The following is a 16,789-nucleotide window of genomic DNA, read 5'->3' on the forward strand; positions in this document are numbered from 1 at the left end:
GTTGTATCTACCTTGACGGCTGGCTCGAATAAAGTGGAACTAATGCGAATAATTATTTTTTAGATTGTTGCAGCGGGCTGATCACAATCAGCCACGGGGTATAGGTTTTGATCTGCAGGGTCAGGGTTTCGGCGATCAGTTGCAGTGCCCTGTCGGTATCGTCCAGGGGCAACACGGCCGAGACCCGCAGGCTGGCCAGGGCGGTGCGATCAAACTGCAAATGGCCGCGTCGATGGCGGGAAATCTCATCGAGTACCTGGGGCAGGGGCTGGTTTTCAACTACCAGTTGATGACGGCGCCAGGCCTCATCAATGCTGGCCGGGGAGACGGTGCCGCTGAGTTCGACCGCGTCACGGCGGATCAGTGCCTGGGAGCCGGCGCCCACTTCCACGGTCTGCTGTTCGTTCATGCTTTGCGCGGCAACCCGCGACTGCAACATGCTCAACACCGTGGTGTCGCCCTGGCGTTTGACCACGAAGCGTGTACCCAGTGCGCGCATGCTGCCTTGAGCCGTCTGTACGAAAAACGGGCGAGTGCTGTCGTGGGCGACGTCGACCAGCACTTCACCCTGGAGCAATTCGATACGGCGCTCCTTGCTGTCGAAATGCACATTGACTGCGCTGGTGCCGCTGAGGGTAATGCTTGAGTTGTCGGCAAGGCGCCGGGTTTTCCAGTCAGTGGGGCCGGTGCTGATATCGGCCAGCCAGAGCTCGGGGTAATGGCTTTGCAGGAGCAGTGTGAGCGGCAAGGTCAGGCAGCCGACAATCAGCAGGGCGCGCACGTGGTGTTTGCGCGGGGGTGCAGCCTTGCGCCCGCGGAATGCGGCGTTGAGCGCTGCTTTTGCCGGGGCAGAGTGTTCGCGCAGGGACTGCAGGCGGCTGATGACATCTTGCATGCGCAGGGCTGAAGCGGCGTGCTGCGGGCTTTGTCGTTTCCAGCACTCGAATTCCAGGCGCAGCCCTTCAGTGAAGCCTTCCTCATGCAGGCGAAGAATCCATTCGGCGGCTTGTTCATCTATTGTCTGGGGCTGCTCGGACATGGTTCTGTCAGGTGTCCAGGCTGTGGCTGCAATGCAGCAGTGCCTGAATCAGGTACTTGCGCACCGTGCGGTCAGACAGCTCCAGTTGCCTGGCGATTTCGCTCTGGGTCAGGCCGTCCAGGTAATACAACACAAAAGCCTGGCGCTGCTTGTCCCGCATGCCTTCAAGAATAAAGGCGATCTGTTCCAGGGCTTCCAGGGTGGTGAGGATTTGCTCGGGCGATTGAAAGCCTTCGAGTGCTTGCGCGGTGAGGGCAAGCTCTTGCAGGTAGGCGGTTTCAATCTTTTTGCGGCGTACCTGATCAATGATCAGTCGGCGTGCAGTCGTGCTCAAAAAGGCCCGGGGTTCACGCAGAGTGGCCACGGATTCGCGGGCATTGAGGATTCGGGTGAAGGTGTCCTGTGCCAGATCGGCGGCATTCTGGGCGCATCCGAGCTTTCTGCGTAACCACCCGAACAGCCAGCCGTGATGCTCGCAGTACAGCTCGGTGATAGCTGTCTGATAGGAAGGTTCACCCGAAGACATAGGACTTTGCCTAAATGTTATTGAGAATAATTACCAATTCTCAACGAAAGTCCGGGGTAAACGCAAGTTGGACGATGGTTGCTGACATCTGTAGCCGCTGCCGCAGCCTGCGGCAAAGGCTACAAATCGTGTGCAAGGTTGGTGCGGATATCAGCTCTTGGCAATCAGATTGCCGGCATGCAGGCCGCATTCTTTCTGAGTAGCTTCTTCCCACCACCAGCGGCCTTCGCGCTCGTGCTGGTTGGGCAGTACCGGGCGGGTGCAGGGCTCGCAGCCGATGCTGATAAAACCGCGCTCATGCAGGCTGTTGTAAGGCAGCTCCAGCATGCGGATATAGCCCCAGACTTCTTCGCTGGTCATTTGTGCCAGCGGGTTGAATTTGTACAGTGGGCGCTCGGGCGTCGAGAACGCGCCGTCGATTTCCAGTGCGGCCACCTGGCTGCGGGTGCCGGGGCTCTGGTCGCGGCGCTGGCCGGTGGCCCAAGCTTTGACGGTCGACAATTTGCGGCGCAGCGGCTCGATCTTGCGCACGCCGCAGCATTCGCCATGGCCGTCTTTGTAGAAACTGAACAGGCCTTTTTCTTTGACGAACGGTTCCAGCTTGCTTTGGTCCGGGGAGATCAGCTCGATCTGGATCTTGTAGTGCTCGCGCACTTGTTCGATGAACCGATAGGTCTCAGGGTGCAGGCGGCCGGTGTCGAGGCTGAAAACCTTGACGTTCTTGTTGAGCTTCCAGGCCATGTCTACCAGCACCACGTCTTCGGCGCCGCTGAAAGAGATCCAGAGTTCGTCGCCAAAGTGTTCAAAGGCGAGTTTGAGAATGTCTTGCGGGGACTTGCTGGCGTATGTCGCGGCGAGTTCAGCGACGTCAAACGGATGGCTCATCAGGCGGCTTCCTACAGTGAATGGCGCTGGGCGCTCTCTAGTAACGCGATCTTAGCAAAAAGCGCGAGCTACAGGGTTTGCAGCGTATCGAGCAGCACCTTCACTTTGGTGATCGATTCCTGGTATTCGTCCTGCCAGTCAGAGTCGGCCACAATGCCGCCGCCGCCCCAGCAACTGACGCGCCCGTCCTTAATCAGCAGACTGCGAATCGCAATGGAACTGTCCATTTCGCCGCGTACATCGAGGTACAGCAAGGATCCGCAGTAGATGCTGCGGCGCGTGGGTTCCAGTTCATCGATGATCTGCATCGCACGGATTTTCGGGGCCCCGGTAATCGAGCCGCCGGGGAAGCTGTCGCCGATCAGATCCAGTGCATCTTTACCGTCGGCCAGTTCGCCGATCACGCTGCTCACCAGGTGGTGGACGTTGGGGTAGCTTTCGAGGGTGAACAGCTGCGGCACGCTGACCGATCCGGTACGGCAGGTGCGCCCCAGGTCGTTACGCAGCAAGTCGACAATCATCAGGTTTTCTGCACGATCCTTGGGGCTGGCCAGCAGTTCGGCGGCGTTCGCTGCATCTTCGGCGCTGTCTCTGCCCCGAGGGCGGGTGCCTTTGATCGGCCGGGTTTCCACCTGGTTCTGGCTGACCCGCACAAAGCGCTCCGGTGACAGGCTCAAAATCGCGTCGTCATCCGCCAGGCTCATAAAGCCTGAAAACGGTGTCGGGCAGGCTGCCCGTAACGCGCAATACGCTGTCCACGCATCGCCCTCGCACTGGGCGCTGAAACGCTGGGTGTAATTGACCTGGTAGCAGTCGCCCGCCTGGATATAGCGATGGATCTGGGCCAGAGCCTGCTCGTACCGGGCGGCGCTGATGTCCGGCTGCATCGGCTGTTTGAGCGAAAAAGCTTCGCTGTGCAACAGTGCGGGCTGAGTGAACAACTGGATCAGGTGCTCACGCTCCAGGGGCTCGCAGCGTGGGTGAAACACCAATTGGCTGGTGGCCGCCTGATGGTCGCTGATCAGGGCCCAGGCATACAGGCCCAGTCGCGCATCTGGCAGGTGCAGGTCATCAAGGGCGTGGGCGGGCAGCTGTTCGAGCTGTCGGCCAAAGTCATAGCTCAAGTAGCCGATCAACCCGCCGGCAAAGGGCAGGTCGTAACCGTCCGGGAGCGTGGCATTGCCCAGTTGTTTGAGGTTGTCACGCAGGCGCTGCAAAAAATCGCGGCCCGATTCGCCGGGCTGCAGGGTCAGTTCTGCCAGCGGCCGGGCACTCATCAGGTCATAGCGTCCGCGGTCTGCGGTGGGGCGGCCACTGTCCAGCAACACGGCGCCGGGCGCATGGCGAATGGCTGCAAAATAGTCGGCAGGGTTGGCGATGTAGGGCAGCGGGTGTACAGAACAGGTCAACATGCGAAGCAAATCAGCCATCGGAGCGGGGTGCAGATTGTAGTCCTGTGTAGGACGGTAAATCTATGTAGCCGCTGCCGCAGGCTGCGATCGAGTCCTAAGGGCTCGCGCTTTTGAAAAGCGAAGCCCCTTAGGGACTTATCGCAGCCTGCGGCAGCGGCTACAGGTCATTCAGCGTCAGGCTGGTGAATATGCCCAAACAGTTCCTGGGCAAAGCGCACGCGCTCTTCCGGTGTTTCCTTGATGCCTTTGGCCGCCAACTCTTCAAGGTGAGCCTCGACCGCGTGGGTACGCAGGGTCAGGCCGCAGTCGTTGGCAATCTGGATATTCAGGCCCGGGCGGGCGTTGAGTTCCAGGATCAGCGGGCCTTTATCCTGGTCCAGTACCATGTCGACACCGATATAACCCAGGCCACACAACTCATAACAGCCCGCCGCCAGCTTCATGAAGCCGTCCCAGTTGGGCAATTGCACGCCGTCCACTGCGTTGGTGGTGTCCGGGTGCTTGCTGATGATGTTGTTCAGCCAGGTGCCGCGCAGGGTCAGGCCGGTCGCCAGATCGACACCGACACCGATGGCGCCCTGGTGCAGGTTGGCCTTGCCGCCCGATTGACGGGTGGGCAGGCGCAACATGGCCATGACCGGGTAGCCCATCAGCACGATGATGCGGATATCCGGCACACCTTCGTAGCTGATGCTTTTGAAGATCTGATCCGGCGTAACCCGGTACTCGATCAGCGCGCGGTCACGGTGGCCGCCCAGGGAATACAGACCGGTCAGGATGCTGGAGATCTGATGTTCGATCTCCTCATGGCTGATGATCTTGCCCGAGACAGTGCGGAAACGGTCTTCGAAGCGGTCCGCGATCACCAGGATGCCGTCACCGCCCGCGCCTTGCGCGGGCTTGATCACGAAGTCGCTGCGGCCACCGATGATTTCATCGAGCTTGTCGATTTCTTTCTCGGTGGAAATCACGCCGTACATTTCCGGCACGTGAATGCCGGCCTGGATTGCGCGCTCCTTGGTGATGATCTTGTCATCCACAATCGGATACAAACTGCGTTTGTTGTACTTGAGTACGTAGTCCGCATTGCGCCGATTGATGCCCATGATGCCTCTGGCTTCCAGGGCCTTCCAGGTCTTCCAGAAGCCAAACATCAGGAGTCAGCCTTCAAGAACGCTTTGAAACGCACCAGCTCGGTCAGGCGATAGCCGCGATAGCGACCCATTGCCAGCATAAAGCCGACCATGATCAGCAGGACTGCCGGGAAGGTAAATACGAAGTACACCAGCTCCGGGATGCTCATCACCAGGTAGGCCAAAGTGGCTGCGAACAACGTGCCGATCGCGACTTTCATGGCATGCCCGCCACCTCGCTCTTCCCATGTAATCGACAGGCGCTCGATGGTCATTGTCAGAATCACCATCGGGAACAAGGCGACCGAGAGCCCGCGTTCCAGGCCCAGCTTGTGGCTGAACAGGCTGATGGCCGCGATCAGGATGACCACAAAGGTCAGCACCACTGACAGGCGCGGCAGCATTTGCAGTTTCAAGTGCTCAAGGTAGGAGCGCAGCGTCAGCCCGAGTGCGGTGATGACTGTAAACAGGATTATCCCGAAGCCCAGCTGGGTTTCGCGGAACGCCAGGGCGATCAGTACCGGGGTAAATGTACCCAGGGTTTGCAGGCCGATCAGGTTGCGCAGAATCAGGATCACCAGGACGCCAATCGGGATCATCACCATGATCATGAAGGTTTGCTGGGTCTGCAGCGGCAAGCCGTACAGCGAGTATTCGAGGAAGTTGGCGTCAGTGTTTTCGTCGGTCAGCTTGGCCAGGCGAATGGCGTTCATTTCGCTGTTGTTCAGGCTGAAGGTAACGTTGGGTTTTTTACCGCCGTCGACCGTGACCATTGGCTCGTCACCGATCCACCACAGCAGGCGGTCAGACGGAAGACCCTGTTCACCGGTCTCGGGGTTGAAGTACAGCCAGTCGTTGCCATTAAAGCTGCGCAGCCACAATTCCGGGGTTTGCGGCTGATCGGCCACGAGACGGATGGTGTGGACCTTTTCCATGGGAACGTGGGCAATCGACAGCAGCAATTCGATGACCTGGGCTTTGTGGGCCGTCGACGGATCGCCGGCCAGCAGCAGCTTCACGTTGTCATCGTTGGGGTTGCTGACGCGCTTGATGGTCTCGCTGATAAAGGTTTCGACGTCGGCCGAGTGCTGGCGAATCGGCGCGAGCAATGCTTCTGCGGCGATTTTCTCCGGGCCTTCGACGGCGATGCTGTCGCGGAATACCGGGCCTTTGACCTTGGTCTTGTCGCCCGAGTAGCGCTTGGTCAGCACCAGGCGATAGTAGAGGGTCTGCTTGCCACTGACCCGGCGGGCGGACCAGGTAACTTTGCGGTTGCCATCAACCCGGTTGACGCTCACCCCGTAGTTATTGGAGATGAAGCTTTCGTTCAGGCTGACGTAGTCGCGGTTCAGCGGCGGTACGAACATCTGGATCTTGACCGGGTCTTTGGAACTGGCAACAAATTCGACCTTGGCGTCGATGTTCCAGAGGTCGTCAGTGGCGTCCTCTGTGACAGGAATGCCGAGGGCAAAAATCTGGTAGGCGGTAATCGAAATGCCCAGCACCACAAGGATGGTGATCAAGATTTTCAGGTGAAGGGTAAGAGCGCGCATTTCAATTACTCTGCGGTTTGAGCGTTGGCGGCGCAGGCAGGTTTGCCAGCAGCATATTTAAGACTTGGGTCAACCAGCGCATCAAAGCGTTTGAGTGCTTCGGAGCCGATCAATAACGGGTATTGGAACGCACTTCTATCGGTCAAGTTCACTTCGATAGTGCGTAAAGCCTTGCCCATGCAGATTTCGAGGGAAATTACCGGGCGCGACGTGTAGTTCTTGTCTGACTCAGGGTCGTAGTCACCCGAGCGACGTTTGATCTTGCTGACCCGTGCCAGCGGGCGTTCGATGGGGTGCGAGTGGGCATCATCGATGGCGAGGTAAAAACGTACCCAGCTTTCGCCGTTACGTTTGAAACGTTTGATATCGCGGGCGCTCAGCGAGGCCGTTTTGGCGCCAGTGTCGAGTTTGGCTGCCACCTGCAAGTCAATGCCTGCCAGTTGGGCGTATTCGTTGAGCCCGTAAACGGTTTTTTCGGCACCAAGGCTCAAGCCCGGTACGCACAGCAGGCAAAGAAGGGTGTAGAGGGGGAAAAATTTCATAAATCGGGGCGTGGTCTCTTGCAAGCTTCAGTTCAAGGCGACTGGCAGGTGCGCAAGTGTCCTCGTGCGGCTGCCCTTATAGATGAGGCAGGGCGGATGCGGCCGGCATTCTAGCATGAAGGTTTTATGGCGCCAGCGCCGGGGCGGTTCGATCGGGATTCAAGCGCTGTCGATTAAACCAAGGTCGAATGAGCGGATTGTCGACAATATCAATTTAGTCTTTGACTGTTTGTGCATAAATGGCTAGTTTTGGCGCTATTGATTTGCAAGGTGTCGACAATATGCTGCAAGCGCTAGAGCCGGTCACGATCGCCCAGGACGACTCGGAAACCCTGTCCGAAAACGTCTTTCGGCGTATTCAGGCGGCTATTGTCAAAGGCGAGATCGCCCCGGGCAGCAAGATTTCCGAGCCTGAGCTGGCCCGCACCTACGGCATCAGCCGTGGGCCGCTGCGCGAAGCCATCCATCGCCTCGAAGGCCAGCGCTTGCTGGTGCGTATCCCCCATGTCGGCGCGCGGGTCGTGTCGTTGAGCCACGCGGAGCTGATCGAACTCTACGAAATTCGCGAGTCCCTTGAAGGCATGGCCTGCCGCCTGGCCGCAGAGCGCATGAGCGATGAAGACATCGCGGAGTTGCGTCGCGTGCTCGAAACCCATGAGCGCGATGAGGCCTTCCAGGCCGGTGTCGGCTACTACCAGCAAGAAGGCGACTTCGATTTTCATTACAAGATTATTCAAGGCAGCGGCAATCGCACGTTGACCCAGATGCTTTGCGGCGAGTTGTATCAATTGGTGCGCATGTATCGCATCCAGTTTTCCACCACGCCCAACCGCCCTCACCAGGCGTTTGCCGAGCACCACCGCATTCTCGATGCCATTGCCGATCGCGACGGCGAATTGGCCGAGTTGTTGATGCGCCGACATATCGGCGCTTCGAAACGCAATATCGCGCGTCACTACGAAGACGCCCAGCAGACAGCCACTCCACGAGGTGAGTCATGAGCAATAAGAACAGTCCAGGCCAGCGTTTCCGTGATGCAGTCGCCAGCGAACATCCTTTGCAAGTGGTGGGCGCGATCAACGCCAACCACGCGCTGCTGGCCAAACGTGCCGGCTTCAAGGCGATCTATCTGTCGGGTGGCGGCGTCGCTGCGGGCTCTTTGGGTGTGCCTGACCTGGGCATTACCGGCCTGGATGATGTGCTGACAGACGTGCGCCGCATCACCGACGTGTGCGACCTGCCGCTGCTGGTGGACGTGGATACCGGCTTCGGCTCCTCGTTCTTCAACGTGTCGCGCACCGTAAAGTCGATGATCAAGTTTGGCGCTGCAGCGATCCACATTGAAGACCAGGTTGGCGCCAAGCGCTGCGGCCATCGCCCGAACAAGGAAATCGTCTCGCTGCAAGAGATGGTCGACCGCATTAAAGCGGCCGTCGATGCCCGCACCGATGACAGCTTTGTGATCATGGCGCGCACTGATGCGCTGGCTGTCGAAGGTCTGGAGTCTGCCCTGGAGCGTGCGGCGGCTTGTGTTGAGGCGGGCGCCGACATGGTGTTCCCTGAAGCGATCACCGAACTGGAAATGTACAAACTGTTCGCCAATCGGGTGAAAGCGCCGATTCTGGCCAACATCACCGAGTTCGGCGCGACCCCTCTGTACACCACAGAGCAACTGGCTGGCGCTGATGTTTCGCTGGTGCTTTACCCGCTGTCGGCATTCCGTGCGATGAACAAGGCGGCCGAAAACGTCTACATCGCCATCCGCCGCGACGGCACCCAGCAAAACGTGATCGACACCATGCAAACCCGCATGGAGCTGTACGACGCAATCAACTATCACGAGTTCGAACAGAAGCTCGATGCCCTGTTTGCCTCAAAGAAATAACCGGACACTGATCCTGTGGGAGCGAGCCTGCTCGCGATGGGATCAGTGCCGTGCTTCAGGCAAACCGTGTTGCCTGAGCCGCGAGCAGGCTCGCTCCCACAGATGAATGTATTGAACCCAGTAGTTGCCGAATCCCTAACAAATTCAAGATTGGAGAGCGCAATGGCCGAAGCAAAAGTATTGAGTGGTGCCGGATTACGCGGCCAGGTAGCCGGGCAGACAGCTCTGTCCACCGTAGGTCAGGAAGGCGCTGGCCTCACTTATCGTGGTTATGACGTACGTGAACTGGCAGCCGAAGCCCGCTTCGAAGAAGTGGCTTACCTACTGCTGTACGGCGAACTGCCAACCACAACCGAGCTGGCGGCCTATACGGCCAAGCTGCAAAAGCTGCGTGACTTGCCCCAGGCGCTGAAAGAAGTGCTGGAACGCATCCCTGCCGACGCCCACCCGATGGACGTGATGCGCACCGGTTGTTCGTTCCTGGGCAATATCGAACCGGAGAAAGACTTTTCCGAGCAGCACGACAAAACCGACCGTCTGCTGGCGGCCTTCCCGGCGATCATGTGCTACTGGTATCGCTTCAGCCACGACGGCAAGCGCATCAACTGCGTGACCGACGAAGAGTCCATCGGTGGCCACTTCCTGCACTTGCTGCATGACAAGAAACCGAGCGAGTTGCACGTCAAAGTCATGAACGTGTCGCTGATCCTCTACGCCGAGCACGAATTCAACGCTTCGACTTTTACCGCACGGGTGTGCGCATCGACCCTGTCCGATCTGTATTCCTGCATCACCGCCGCCATCGGTTCCCTGCGTGGCCCGCTGCACGGTGGCGCCAACGAAGCAGCGATGGAAATGATCGAGCGTTTCGGTTCGGCAGAAGAGGCGGTGCAGGGCACCCTCGGCATGCTGGCGCGCAAAGACAAGATCATGGGCTTTGGCCACGCGATCTATAAAGACAGCGACCCGCGTAACGAGGTGATCAAGGGCTGGTCCAGGAAGCTGGCAGACGAAGTGGGCGACACCGTGTTGTTCCCGGTATCCGAAGCGATCGACAAAACCATGTGGGAGGAAAAGAAGCTGTTCCCCAACGCCGATTTCTACCATGCCTCGGCGTACCACTTCATGGGCATTCCGACCAAGCTGTTCACCCCGATCTTTGTGTGTTCACGCCTGACCGGCTGGGCGGCGCACGTGTTCGAACAGCGCGCCAATAACCGCATCATCCGCCCGAGCGCCGAGTACATCGGCGTAGAACAGCGCAAGTTCGTGCCAATCGAGCGTCGCTGAGTGAGGAAGCTGGTACTGCGCTAAATGTGGGTGCCAGCTTCCCCTTTTGTAACTACCGTGATCGAGTCCTGCGCCAATGAATACTGAATTTCGCAAAACACTACCGGGCACCCGGCTGGATTACTTCGACACCCGTGCGGCAGTCGATGCGATCAAGCCCGGCGCTTACGACACCCTGCCATATACCTCCCGCGTACTGGCCGAAAACCTGGTGCGCCGCTGCGATCCGCAAACCCTGAATGCTTCGCTGAGCCAGTTGATTGATCGTAAGCGCGATCTCGACTTCCCATGGTTCCCGGCACGTGTGGTGTGCCACGACATTCTGGGCCAGACCGCACTGGTCGACCTCGCCGGTCTGCGTGACGCCATCGCCCTGCAAGGCGGCGACCCGGCACAAGTGAACCCGGTGGTGCCGACCCAACTGATCGTTGACCACTCGTTGGCCGTGGAGCGTGACGGTACCGATCCCGAGGCGTTCGAGAAGAACCGAGCCATCGAGGACCGTCGCAACGAAGACCGTTTCCACTTTATCGAGTGGACCAAAAAAGCCTTTAAAAACGTCGACGTGATCCCTCCGGGCAACGGCATCATGCACCAGATCAACCTGGAGAAAATGTCTCCGGTGATCCAGGTCCGTGATGGCGTGGCCTTCCCGGATACCTGCGTTGGTACTGACAGCCACACCCCGCACGTCGACTCCCTGGGCGTAATTGCCATCGGTGTCGGCGGCCTTGAAGCCGAAAGCGTGATGCTTGGCCGTGCGTCGTGGATGCGTCTGCCGGAAATCGTCGGCGTTGAGCTGACCGGCAAGCTGCAACCGGGCATTACTGCCACCGACATGGTGCTGGCGCTGACCGAATACCTGCGCAAGCAAAAAGTAGTTGGCGCATGGCTGGAGTTCTTCGGCGAAGGCGCATCCGCGCTGACGTTGGGCGACCGTGCGACCATCTCCAACATGGCCCCGGAATACGGTGCCACGGCTGCGATGTTCTACATTGACCAGCAAACCATCGACTACCTCAAGCTGACCGGTCGCGAAGACCAGCAAGTGCAGCTGGTCGAGAACTACGCCCGGCTCACCGGCCTGTGGGGCGACAGCCTCAAAGGCGCGCAATACGAGCGCGGGCTGAGCTTCGACCTGTCCAGTGTTGTGCGCAACATGGCAGGCCCGAGCAACCCGCATGCCCGCGTGGCCACCAGCGATCTGTCATCCAGGGGCATCGCCGGCCAGTGGGATGACGTGCCAGGGCAAATGCCTGACGGCGCGGTGATCATTGCCGCCATCACCAGTTGCACCAACACCAGCAACCCGCGCAACGTGATCGCTGCCGGCCTTATCGCCCGCAACGCCAACAAGCTGGGGCTGACCCGCAAACCGTGGGTCAAGTCGTCGCTGGCGCCAGGCTCCAAAACCGTGGCCCTGTACCTGGATGAAGCCGGTCTGACCGATGAGTTGGAGCAACTGGGCTTCGGCATCGTCGCGTTTGCCTGCACCACCTGCAACGGTATGTCCGGCGCACTGGACCCTGAAATCCAGCAGGAAATCATCGACCGCGACCTGTACGCCACTGCCGTGCTGTCGGGTAACCGCAACTTTGACGGGCGTATTCACCCGTACGCCAAGCAGGCGTTCCTGGCGTCGCCGCCATTGGTCGTGGCCTATGCCATTGCTGGCACCATCCGTTTCGATATCGAAAAAGACGTGCTGGGCCTGGATGCCGACGGCAAGGAAATCCGCCTGAAAGACATCTGGCCGAGCGACGAAGAAATCGACGCAGTGGTCAAGGCATCGGTGAAACCTGAGCAGTTCCGTCAGGTTTATATTCCGATGTTCGCGATCCATGAAGACACCGGCCCGAAAGTCGAGCCGCTGTACGACTGGCGCCCGCAGAGCACTTACATCCGTCGTCCACCGTATTGGGAAGGTGCGTTGGCCGGTGCGCGTCCACTTAAAGGCATGCGCCCGCTGGCTGTGCTGCCGGACAACATCACCACCGATCACCTGTCGCCATCCAACGCGATCATGCTCGACAGCGCCGCGGGTGAGTACCTGGCGAAAATGGGCTTGCCGGAAGTCGACTTCAACTCCTACGCGACTCACCGTGGCGACCACCTGACGGCACAGCGGGCAACCTTCGCCAACCCGAAATTGTTCAACGAAATGGTGATCGAGGACGGCAAGGTCAAGCAGGGGTCGCTGACCCGTCTTGAGCCGGAAGGCCAAGTGATGCGCATGTGGGAAGCCATTGAAACCTACATGGACCGCAAGCAGCCGCTGATCATCATCGCAGGCGCCGACTACGGTCAGGGCTCGTCCCGCGACTGGGCGGCCAAGGGCGTGCGTCTGGCCGGTGTAGAGGCCATTGCGGCAGAAGGTTTTGAGCGTATTCACCGCACCAACCTGGTGGGCATGGGCGTATTGCCGCTGGAATTCATGCCGGGCACCAACCGTAAAACCCTGCAGATCGACGGCAGTGAAACCTATGACGTGATCGGTGAGCGCACCCCGCGTGCCACGCTGACACTGGTGATCACCCGTAAAAATGGCGAGCGCGTCGAGGTGCCGGTGACCTGCCGCCTGGACACCGCTGAAGAAGTTTCGATTTACGAAGCGGGCGGCGTGTTGCAGCGCTTTGCCCAGGACTTCCTGGAATCGGCAACCGCGTGATTACAGCGCCGGGGCCAAGTGCCCCGGCCTTTAAAGGACTGTGTTTTATGGCCTATGCAGCGCAAATCAAAATCCCCGCGACTTACATGCGTGGCGGCACCAGCAAGGGTGTGTTTTTCAGCCTGCTCGACTTGCCGGCTGTGGCCCGGGTGCCGGGGGCTGCCCGTGATGCCTTGTTGTTGCGGGTGATCGGCAGCCCCGACCCGTATGAAAAACAAATCGACGGCATGGGGGCTGCGACCTCCAGCACCAGCAAAACCGTAATCGTGAGCAAGAGCCAGCAGGCGGATCACGATGTCGACTATCTGTTCGGTCAGGTATCGATCGACAAGCCGTTTGTGGACTGGAGCGGCAACTGCGGCAACCTGTCGGCGGCCGTGGGTTCGTTCGCCATTAGCAGCGGTCTGGTCGATGCCGCTCGCATCCCCCGTAACGGCACGGCTGTGGTGCGTATCTGGCAGGCCAATATCAGCAAAACCATCATTGCCCATGTGCCGATTACCGACGGTGCGGTGCAGGAAACTGGTGATTTTGAACTCGATGGCGTGACCTTTCCGGCGGCTGAAGTGCAGCTTGAATTCCTCAACCCGGCAGCGGATGAAGAGGGCGCAGGCGGCTCGATGTTCCCTACTGGCAACCTGGTGGACGACCTCGACGTGCCGGGTGTGGGCACCTTGAACGTAACGATGATCAACGCGGGCATTCCGACGATTTTCGTCAACGCTCGGGACATCGGCTACACCGGTGCCGAACTGCAAAACGACATCAATGGCGACCCGAAAGCCCTGGCCATGTTCGAAACCATCCGCGCCTACGGTGCGCTGCGCATGGGTTTGATCGACAAGCTTGAAGATGCGGCCAAGCGTCAGCACACGCCGAAGGTGGCATTTGTTGCACCGTCGGTGGCCTATGTATCGTCCAGCGGCAAGCCGGTGGCAGCGCAGGATGTGGACTTGCTGGTGCGGGCCTTGTCGATGGGCAAGTTGCACCACGCGATGATGGGTACCGCAGCTGTGGCAATTGGCACGGCCGCGGCGATTCCGGGCACGCTGGTCAACCTTGCTGCTGGCGGTGAATTGCGCAGTGCCGTGCGTTTCGGGCATCCGTCGGGCACCTTGCGCGTCGGCGCAGAGGCTCGGCAGGTCAACGGCGAATGGACCGTGACCAAAGCCATCATGAGCCGCAGTGCGCGGGTATTGATGGAAGGCTGGGTGCGAGTGCCGGGCGACTCTTTCTAGCCTTGAACACACTTTGTGTAGTCGCACGCTGCGGCAGCGACTACCGCTTTACTGCTAAGCAGGCATTCAGACCTGTCATGCAACTACCCTGATCCTGAGGACGGAACACGACACTTACCCACTCTCTGGAGACACCCCATGAGCGCCAACGTCGACCTCAACAACCGCCCCGACTATGACCAGGTCTTGCAGGACATCGCCGATTACGTCCTGACGTACACCATCACCTCGCCCGAGGCCCTGAATACCGCGCGCAACTGTCTGATGGACACGTTGGGCTGCGGCTTGCTGGCGCTGCGCTTTCCTGAGTGCACCAAGCATCTGGGGCCGATTGTCGAGGGCACGCGGGTGCCGTTTGGCGCTCGTGTACCAGGGACCTCGTTTCGTCTGGACCCTGTGAAAGCGGCTTGGGACATAGGTTGTATCGTGCGCTGGCTGGATTACAACGACACCTGGCTGGCGGCGGAGTGGGGCCATCCCTCGGACAATCTGGGCGGCATTCTGGCGGTAGCCGATCACCTGTCGCAAAAGCGTGTGGCCAATGGCGAAGCGCCGCTGACGGTGCGGGCTGTGCTTGAAGCCATGATCATGGCCCATGAGATTCAGGGGGTTATTGCGCTGGAAAACTCCTTCAATCGCGTCGGCCTGGATCATGTGTTGCTGGTCAAAGTCGCCTCGACAGCGGTCTGCGCCAAGCTGATGGGCGCCAATCGTGAGCAGTTGCTGTCGGCGTTGTCCCATGCATTTGTGGATGGGCAGGCGCTGCGTACCTATCGCCATGCGCCGAACGCGGGGTCGCGCAAGTCCTGGGCGGCCGGGGATGCGTCGAGCCGGGGTGTTCGGCTGGCGGATATTGCGCTGCGTGGCGAGATGGGGATCCCGGGTGTGCTTACGGCGCCGCAGTGGGGCTTTTACGATGTGCTGTTCAGCCATACCAACAAGGATCTGGCGCTCAAGCCTGAAGGCCAGCGCCAGTTCAGCCTGAGCCAGCCCTACGGCACATATGTCATGGAAAACGTGCTGTTCAAGATCAGTTTTCCGGCCGAGTTCCATGCGCAAACAGCCTGCGAGGCCGCAGTCACCTTGCACCCGCAGGTCAGGGACCGCTTGCACGAGATCGACAAAATCGTGATTACAACCCACGAATCAGCGATTCGGATCATTTCCAAGCAGGGCAAATTGGCCAACGCGGCGGATCGTGATCACTGCATTCAATACATGACCGCTGTGCCGCTGATCTTTGGCAACCTGGTGGCCGAGCAATACGAAGATGACTTTCACGCGGCGCATCCAGTCATTGATGAGCTGCGCGAGAAGATGGTGATTGTCGAGGAGCCGCGTTACACCCGCGAATATCTGGAGGCCGACAAACGCTCGATTGCCAATGCAATCCAGGTGTTTTTCAGTGATGGCAGCAGCACGGAGCAAGTGGTGGTGGAGTACCCGATCGGCCATCGCCGGCGCAGGGCTGAAGGGATTCCATTGCTCGAAGACAAGTTCAAGGCCAATTTGGCGACGCGTTTTGTGGGTCAGCGTTGTGCCGAGATTTTCGCACTGTGCAAGGACCAGGCACGGCTTGAGGCGATGCCGGTTAACCGGTTTGTGGACCTTCTGGTGATTTAGATTGTTGTAGCCGCTGCCGAAGGCTGCGATCGAGCGCGAAGCGGTCGCGCTCTTAAAGAGTGCAGTGATTACTTGAACCGTCGCTCCACGCCTTTTTCCACCAGGATCTTGGCCGAGATTTCCTCTACCGAGAAATGCGTGGAGTTGATGTGCGGGATGTTTTCGCGCTGGAACAGGCGTTCGACTTCACGTACTTCAAATTCGCACTGTGCAAAACTGGAATAGCGGCTGTTGGGCTTACGCTCGTTGCGAATGGCGGTCAGGCGGTCGGGGTCGATGGTCAGGCCGAACAGCTTGTGTTTGTGCTCGCGCAACGCCGCAGGCAACTTGAGGCTTTCCATGTCGTCATCTGTCAGCGGGTAGTTGGCTGCGCGAATGCCGAATTGCATGGCCATATACAGGCAGGTCGGGGTTTTGCCGCAGCGCGATACGCCCACCAGGATCAGGTCGGCCTTGTCGTATTTATGGGTGCGGGCGCCGTCGTCGTTGTCGAGGGCAAAGTTCACCGCCTCGATACGCTCCATGTAGTTGGAGTTATGGCCAATAGAGTGGGATTTGCCGACGGTATAAGAAGAATGCTCGCCCAGCGCCTGTTCCAGCGGGGCCAGGAAGCTGGAGAAGATGTCGATCATGAAGCCATTGGACGTGGCGAGGATTTCGCGAATGTCCTGATTGACGATGGTGTCGAAGATTATCGGGCTAAATCCGTCTTTTTCGGCGGCGTTATCGATTTGTTGTACCATTGCCCGCGCTTTTTCCACGCTGTCTATATAGGGGCGTGTGAACTTGCTAAAGGTCACATTTTCGAATTGTGCCAACAAACTTTGACCGAGGGTTTCGGCAGTAATGCCGGTGCCATCGGAGATAAAGAAAGCAGATCGTTTCATTTGCGCCTTGGGCCTTAAGCTGGTGACGATTCTTGGATATGATAGGCGCGATTTTGTCGCCCGATATGGCAGGCAGTGTCACTTATTTTCCAGGTCCAGGCCACAATC

14 protein-coding genes are annotated in these 16,789 nt (G+C 59.0%); 6 read left to right on the forward strand and 8 right to left on the reverse strand.

Annotated elements, in window-relative coordinates; translation table 11 throughout:
- Window positions 1–52: 52 nt before the first annotated feature.
- The 7 genes from BLW11_RS10080 to rloA form a co-directional block, all read right to left on the reverse strand.
- Window positions 53–1,039, reverse strand: a complete 987-nt coding sequence (locus tag BLW11_RS10080) for a FecR family protein (RefSeq protein WP_048358852.1) — start codon at window positions 1,037–1,039, stop codon at window positions 53–55.
- A 7-nt stretch (window positions 1,040–1,046) separates the two neighbouring features.
- The gene (locus BLW11_RS10085) at window positions 1,047–1,565 is read right to left on the reverse strand and encodes a sigma-70 family RNA polymerase sigma factor (protein WP_048358851.1); all 519 of its coding nucleotides are present in this window, start codon (window positions 1,563–1,565) and stop codon (window positions 1,047–1,049) included.
- Window positions 1,566–1,715: 150 nt separating this feature from the next.
- A complete protein-coding gene (locus tag BLW11_RS10090; protein ID WP_048358850.1) occupies window positions 1,716–2,450 on the reverse strand; it encodes a phosphoadenylyl-sulfate reductase in 735 nt (244 codons plus the stop codon).
- 68 nt (window positions 2,451–2,518) lie between these two features.
- Window positions 2,519–3,862, reverse strand: a complete 1,344-nt coding sequence (gene pabB, locus BLW11_RS10095; protein WP_048359515.1) for an aminodeoxychorismate synthase component I — start codon at window positions 3,860–3,862, stop codon at window positions 2,519–2,521.
- 164 nt (window positions 3,863–4,026) lie between these two features.
- The gene (locus BLW11_RS10100; RefSeq protein ID WP_048358849.1) at window positions 4,027–5,016 is read right to left on the reverse strand and encodes an alpha-L-glutamate ligase-like protein; all 990 of its coding nucleotides are present in this window, start codon (window positions 5,014–5,016) and stop codon (window positions 4,027–4,029) included.
- The gene (gene rloB, locus BLW11_RS10105) at window positions 5,016–6,548 is read right to left on the reverse strand and encodes an osmotic stress tolerance membrane protein RloB (RefSeq protein ID WP_048358848.1); all 1,533 of its coding nucleotides are present in this window, start codon (window positions 6,546–6,548) and stop codon (window positions 5,016–5,018) included. Before rloB ends, BLW11_RS10100 begins: the two co-directional genes overlap by 1 nt.
- Before the next feature lie 5 nt (window positions 6,549–6,553).
- The gene (gene rloA, locus BLW11_RS10110; protein WP_048358847.1) at window positions 6,554–7,090 is read right to left on the reverse strand and encodes a retropepsin-like aspartic peptidase RloA; all 537 of its coding nucleotides are present in this window, start codon (window positions 7,088–7,090) and stop codon (window positions 6,554–6,556) included.
- Between the two features lie 281 nt (window positions 7,091–7,371).
- Between rloA and BLW11_RS10115 the strand changes: the two genes are divergently transcribed.
- The 6 genes from BLW11_RS10115 (at window position 7,372) to prpD (ending at window position 15,794) form a co-directional block, all read left to right on the forward strand.
- A complete protein-coding gene (locus tag BLW11_RS10115) occupies window positions 7,372–8,091 on the forward strand; it encodes a GntR family transcriptional regulator (protein WP_048358846.1) in 720 nt (239 codons plus the stop codon).
- Window positions 8,088–8,975 (forward strand): methylisocitrate lyase, encoded by an 888-nt coding sequence (prpB, locus tag BLW11_RS10120; protein WP_048358845.1) that lies wholly within the window; start codon window positions 8,088–8,090, stop codon window positions 8,973–8,975. Before BLW11_RS10115 ends, prpB begins: the two co-directional genes overlap by 4 nt.
- Window positions 8,976–9,137: 162 nt before the next feature.
- Window positions 9,138–10,265 (forward strand): bifunctional 2-methylcitrate synthase/citrate synthase, encoded by a 1,128-nt coding sequence (prpC, locus tag BLW11_RS10125; protein WP_048358844.1) that lies wholly within the window; start codon window positions 9,138–9,140, stop codon window positions 10,263–10,265.
- 76 nt (window positions 10,266–10,341) lie between these two features.
- The gene (gene acnD / locus BLW11_RS10130) at window positions 10,342–12,933 is read left to right on the forward strand and encodes a Fe/S-dependent 2-methylisocitrate dehydratase AcnD (protein ID WP_048358843.1); all 2,592 of its coding nucleotides are present in this window, start codon (window positions 10,342–10,344) and stop codon (window positions 12,931–12,933) included.
- Window positions 12,934–12,980: 47 nt separating this feature from the next.
- A complete protein-coding gene (prpF, locus tag BLW11_RS10135; protein ID WP_048358842.1) occupies window positions 12,981–14,171 on the forward strand; it encodes a 2-methylaconitate cis-trans isomerase PrpF in 1,191 nt (396 codons plus the stop codon).
- Window positions 14,172–14,309: 138 nt separating this feature from the next.
- On the forward strand, window positions 14,310–15,794 hold the full coding sequence (prpD, locus tag BLW11_RS10140) for a 2-methylcitrate dehydratase (RefSeq protein ID WP_048358841.1): 1,485 nt from the start codon (window positions 14,310–14,312) through the stop codon (window positions 15,792–15,794).
- A gap of 68 nt (window positions 15,795–15,862) precedes the next feature.
- Here prpD and ppsR read toward each other — a convergent pair whose 3' ends face one another.
- The gene (ppsR, locus tag BLW11_RS10145) at window positions 15,863–16,681 is read right to left on the reverse strand and encodes a posphoenolpyruvate synthetase regulatory kinase/phosphorylase PpsR (RefSeq protein ID WP_048358840.1); all 819 of its coding nucleotides are present in this window, start codon (window positions 16,679–16,681) and stop codon (window positions 15,863–15,865) included.
- Window positions 16,682–16,789 lie beyond the last annotated feature (108 nt).

The sequence above is a fragment of the Pseudomonas deceptionensis genome (assembly GCF_900106095.1).
GTDB lineage: Bacteria > Pseudomonadota > Gammaproteobacteria > Pseudomonadales > Pseudomonadaceae > Aquipseudomonas > Aquipseudomonas deceptionensis.